This is a genomic window from Burkholderia sp. Ac-20379 (genome assembly GCF_017104645.1).
Lineage (GTDB): Bacteria > Pseudomonadota > Gammaproteobacteria > Burkholderiales > Burkholderiaceae > Burkholderia.
Genome location: NZ_JAAGPF010000433.1, coordinates 1 through 5,144 on the forward strand (window position 1 = coordinate 1; position 5,144 = coordinate 5,144).

At 65.1% G+C, this 5,144-nt stretch carries 4 protein-coding genes; 3 read left to right on the top strand and 1 reads right to left on the bottom strand.

Annotated features, from left to right (window positions below; genetic code table 11):
- Nucleotides 1-171 precede the first annotated feature (171 nt).
- The gene (locus G3N92_RS30770; RefSeq protein WP_206131322.1) at nucleotides 172-1,299 is read right to left on the bottom strand and encodes an ABC transporter substrate-binding protein; all 1,128 of its coding nucleotides are present in this window, start codon (nucleotides 1,297-1,299) and stop codon (nucleotides 172-174) included.
- A 288-nt stretch (nucleotides 1,300-1,587) separates the two neighbouring features.
- Between G3N92_RS30770 and G3N92_RS30775 the strand changes: the two genes are divergently transcribed.
- From G3N92_RS30775 to G3N92_RS30785, 3 genes are all read left to right on the top strand, one after another.
- Entirely contained in the window at nucleotides 1,588-1,830 is a 243-nt protein-coding gene (locus G3N92_RS30775) for a hypothetical protein (protein WP_206131323.1), read from the top strand.
- 165 nt (nucleotides 1,831-1,995) lie between these two features.
- Nucleotides 1,996-2,469: a hypothetical protein gene (locus G3N92_RS30780; protein ID WP_206131324.1), complete on the top strand. Its 474-nt coding sequence runs from the start codon at nucleotides 1,996-1,998 to the stop codon at nucleotides 2,467-2,469.
- Between the two features lie 484 nt (nucleotides 2,470-2,953).
- Entirely contained in the window at nucleotides 2,954-5,044 is a 2,091-nt protein-coding gene (locus tag G3N92_RS30785; protein ID WP_206131325.1) for a ferritin-like domain-containing protein, read from the top strand.
- The last annotated feature ends 100 nt before the right edge of the window (nucleotides 5,045-5,144 follow it).

The window sequence follows — 5,144 nt, forward strand, 5'->3', positions numbered from 1 at the left end:
GGCCAGCGGCGATGCGGGCGCTGCCCTGTGCCGCCGCGTCCTGCCGACCGTGCGCGTCGCCGTGGGCCGCCCGAGGCGGATCGCGCCGCACTGCCCCGGCCAGCCCCGCGTGCGCCTGCTGCCGCGTCGTCGCATTCGTCATGATGTCCTCCGCGTGGCGAGCCGGCCGGCTCACTGGTAGATCGAGTACGTGCCGCCCGCGAAGAAGCGGTCGTCGACCAGCGCGTCGATTTGCGGATCGCTCAGATGGCGCTCGGTCAGGATGTCGTCGCCGTGCGCGACGTACCAGGCCTGGAAGCGCTTGATCGTCGAGCGCACGTTGTTCGCGTTCGGCTCGCCCGCCATGAAGAAGAACTGCGACGGATCGGTGATCTGGAAGCGCGCGATGTCCACCGGCACGCGGGTGTCGCGCGCGACGATCTGCGCGGCGTCGTCGGGATGCGCGAGCGCCCAGGTGCGGGCCTGCTGCACCGCGCTCAGGAACGCGCGGATCGCCTGCGGATATTGATCGGCGAACGAGCGCATCGCGAAATACGACACGCGGCCCGCGCCGTCCACGTATTCGCCATGATCGGGCGAGCGGCCCACCACCTTGACCTGATGCGCCAGATACAGCGCGGCGGCGTTCGAGGTGCCGAGGTGCATGGCGGTGGCGTCGATCGCGCCGCTCAGCAGCGCCGCCGTCACCACCGTGGTCGAATCGATCGATTGATAGCGGATGCGGCCCTGCGCGGTGCGGCTGTCGAGCGGCAGCCCGGCCTTGGTCAGCGCCTCGAACGGCGCCGTCCAGTAGCAACTCACGCGGCTGCTGGCGAACTTCTTGCCATCGAGATCCTTGATGCTGTTGATCTTGTCGTTGTCGGCGCGCGCGAGGATCGGCGTGCGGAATTTGTCGGACGGCTGCGATTCCCAGACGATCACCGCGTCGAGCCCGTTGGCCCGGTGCACCACGGCCGGATAGATCATGCGCTGCGCCACCGCGATGCCGCCGCCGTTCAGTTGCGCCGCTTCCGCGCCGATCATCTGCGCCGTGCCGGGCGCCACCAGCGTGACCTGCTTCACGCCGATCTTCGCGTATTCGGCCTTCAGGAAGCCCTTGTCCTGCGCGATCGCGGTGATCGGATCGAGCTGCAGCGTGATCGAGGTCAGCGCCGGTTTCGAATCGGCCGGGCCGGACGCCGCGAATGCGGTCGCGGCCGCCACCGCGCCGAGCGCGGCCGTGGCGGCCAGCGCGAGCGGCGTGCGGCGCGACAGCACGCGTTTGAGGAAGGCGGCGGTAGCGGAGGATCGGCGGAGCATGGCGAATTCCCGGGAACGAGGATGAGGAGGATTCCGAAAGGTTCGGAAAAGCCGAATGCTAGAAGCGCCCGGAATCGGCTGTCAAAGCACCATTTCAGCTATTCACATGCGTGGGCGGCGCTAAGCTTAGCGCCGGTCGTTGGTTGGAACCGGTGCGCCTGCGTGACTAGAATCGGCCGGCTCGGCGCATGGCGTTGCGTGTGCCGTCGCAGCGCGCCGCGCGACGCCATCGCATCGATCGGCGACGCTCGCGCGAGGCCTTTCACTCCATCCTGCGGACGCCCGACGATGCAGCACCGACATGACGACGAACACGCCAGCGCCCCGCGCCCGCCGCGCGCCGCACGCTGGTGGCCGATGGCGGGCGTGGCGCTCGCGCTGCTGGCCGGCACGCTGACGCTGCATGCCGATTCGTCGCCCTCGCCCGGTTTCGGCGGCGATGCATTCGCCGATGCCTACGGCCCGCTGCCGGCGCGGCCCGGCGATATCGCGGAAGCGTTGCGGCTCAGTTCGACGGCACTGTGCCATTGATTATCGAAAATATTATCTCCGGATCGATAATTTCAAATTTTTCGATTAATTACACCGAGTCCCGTAATGCCGGGACAGCCAAATAAAACGAAAAGAACCGAGATTGATATTTGCAGGATTGTTAATACAATAACCTCTCAACTCACTCTTCGAGAGGAATTAAAAATGGCCACTCCGATTAATGCTTTGACGGTGCAAGCAGGCAAGAACCCGGGCCCGCAATACCAGCGTTCCTGGGATTTCGTCACGACCGACACGAATACCGGCGTGGGTGGCGAATTCATCTATCTCGGCTATCAACTCGGCGAAGACAACCCGGTCACGTCGCTGAATTTCGTGGCCTTCGATCAGGCCCAGTCCAGCGCGCCGGCGGGTTGGGAATGGAACCCGCAAGATCTGAAGGCCGGCGCGGGCGGGAAATTCATCTACATGACGTGGAAGACCAACGAAGCCGGCAAAAAGCCGATCACCGCGATCACGCTGCTGGTGATCGATAACGCCGCGCCGCCCGCGATCGAAGGCTATACGTCGATTCATCAGGACCTGAACCAAGGGGCCGGTGGCCCGTTCATCTGGCCGTACTACAGCACGGTCGTACCGATGCTGGTGAAGAACGAGCAGGTGATCCGCAAGGCCTGATCGATCGGGTTCCCGGTGCGGCAAGCCGCCCCTGCCCCCGCGCTCGCCGCGCCCGGAACCCGGCGATCGAATCGCGCCGATGCAGTATTGCGCCGGTTTTCAGAGCGCCAAACGTTTTCGCGCGATCGATTTTCGCGATGCACAATAAAAACCATGGCGGCAATGCAAAATTCATTGCCGGGCGACGATTAAAATAAATAGGCCCCATGGCATTATCTTTTTCATAACAAAATGATTGCTTCATAAAAATCGCTTGTGACGCCGCTTTTTGACGGTGTAGGCTTGCGCCGCGATGCTGGGTATGCATCGAGTAACACGGCAGTCATGTTCGGGTGTTTCAATTCACGGGGCCACATGAATTGAAAATCCCCCGCTGCGCGAGGTTTTACGGATGAATTCGTCCACGCAGCAATCCGGCCTTTATAAAAGCAATCCGACGTTCCCGTTCAAGGGTTAACGCGGAAAATCCCCACAGAGGTAGGCAATGACCACGGCGCATTCCGTTTCGGGTCTGATTCCCGATCATCCCTCCCAGATCGTCGGCCGCCCGCTCGATCAGCTCGACGCCGACAAGGCCGCGCTGACCGCGCTGCTGCAGGCCGCGGTGAACGTCGAACTGTTCACCATCCCGCTCTACATGTGCGCGATGAAATCGATCCAGGGCACGCACGCGATCAATTCGAAGGACATCGATTATTACAAGGGCCGCGTCTGGCCGGGCCGCTCGATCGGCCAGATTCCGCCGGGCCCGGATACCGATACCGCCGTCGCGAACCAGAAGGCCTACAACCTGGTGTTCTCGGTGTTCATCGACGAGATGCTGCACCTGCAGATGGCCGCGAACCTGTCGGCGGCGCTTGGCGTCACGCCGAACTTCAACAGCGCCGCGCTGCAGGACGCCGAACACAACTGGATCTGCTACGGCCCGAACCAGACGGTCATCCCGCATATCCTCGACCTGACCGACATCAACGAAGGCGTGCCGGGCCGCAAGCTGGCCGTGAATCTGGCGGCGCTGACGGCCGATCAGGTCACGCTGTTCGAGATCATCGAGCAGAACCACGACACGGCGCTCGAGAAGATCAACCCCGACGCGCAAGGCAAGTACTTCCCGACCGTGCCGTTCGCCAACTGGACGGCGCAAAAGACGGAAACCGACCTGCCGTTGTTCGGCACGATCGGCTGGATGTACTACTGCCTGCTCCAGTACACGACGATCCGCTACGACGACAACGTCACGCTGTTCGAGAAGATGCTGGTGCGCACCGGCGTTTCGGATCAGCCGGTCGGCCAGCGTGACCTGTTCAACTACACCGTGCCGGCCAAGCACCCGATGGCCGAATACCCGGGCGTCACGCCGATGCTGACCACCACCGATCCGGCCCAGGCGCACCTGCAGGCGATCGGCATGATGTGGGCGATCTGCGATCAGGGCGAAGGCGGCATCGACTGGCCGACGGTGAACACGTTCGTGGCGATGGTGCAGGACACGGCGCGCCTGAACGACGCGTCGAACCTGCTGACGCTCAAGAGCGTGCTGCCGCGCTTCCAGCCGAGCAAGGACGCGCTCGAACAGGATTACCCGAGCTACACCGATACCGGCGCGCAAGCCTCGCAAAGCGACGACGCCACGGCCCGCGCCGACAACGGCGGCTTCGACCACCACGAGCGCTTCGAGCAGATCGCCGCCTACGTGCAGCACCTCGAAACCTGGACGCACTGGCACGCCAGCGGCCACGAATGGACGGCCGCGATGCTGACCACGCCGAGCTGGAGCGAAGCCGGCGCGAACCCGAACATCCCGAAGCCGGCGGATGTGGCCACCGCGCTGAACGACCTCAAGCTCGGCACGCCGCGCGCCGAACTCGACAACGTCGTCAAGGGCGCGCTGGCCGGCATCACCACCGTGCTCAGCGCGTCGTGGGAGGATTCGACGGTGGCGTTCCCGTTCCCGTCGATGGTGGGCTCGGGCGACCGCATGGCGCTCTACTGGGCCGTGTACGGCGAAGCGCCGACGCTGCGCGCGCCGAACCCGCCGCAAGCGGGCGACGACAAGGACGCGATGCACGCCTGCCAGTCGCTGTCGCTCGACGCCACCGGCGGCGATTGCGCGGCGCACGCCGTGTATCACAGCTGCAAGGGCTCGAACCTGTGCGCCACGCAAGGCGGCTGCGGCTTCGTGCAGCCGGTCACGGGCGGCGGCAACTGCTCGCAATCGTCGAGCGTGCAATCGGCCGCCAAGATCGGCGGCGGCTGCGGCGCGCCGACGTTGTACAGCGCGCCGGCCGACAACCTCTGCAAGACCTTCGGCGGCTGCGCGGTGCCGATCTCGGCCTCGCAGCTCTACCCGACCAGCGGCACGATGAAGCTGTACGACTACGACGCCGAAGGCAACATGGTGCCGCTGACCTCGCCGGACGGCACGTCGTTCGAAACGCTCGCGTTCGCGAAGGGCGATTCGGTGTACGACATCGCCTGGGGCGCGCTGGAGAAGGTCTGGGCGCATCGTCAGCAGACGCCGCCGGCCAAGCCGACGGCCACCACGCTGCGCATCGCGCTGCCGCCGTCGACCTGATCGGAGCACGCATGACCGTGACCGTCGGCATCGACGGCGCCGGCCCGGGGGCGTGGCTCCCGGCTGCCGGCGCGGCCCCGGCGCGCGCGCCGGGGCCGAA

Bases quoted from the DNA above. Each gene is read 5' to 3' on its own strand.
- G3N92_RS30770 (WP_206131322.1), bottom strand. From the start codon at position 1,299: ATGCTCCGCCGATCCTCCGCTACCGCCGCCTTCCTCAAACGCGTGCTG.
- G3N92_RS30775 (WP_206131323.1), top strand. From the start codon at position 1,588: ATGCAGCACCGACATGACGACGAACACGCCAGCGCCCCGCGCCCGCCG.
- G3N92_RS30780 (WP_206131324.1), top strand. From the start codon at position 1,996: ATGGCCACTCCGATTAATGCTTTGACGGTGCAAGCAGGCAAGAACCCG.
- G3N92_RS30785 (WP_206131325.1), top strand. From the start codon at position 2,954: ATGACCACGGCGCATTCCGTTTCGGGTCTGATTCCCGATCATCCCTCC.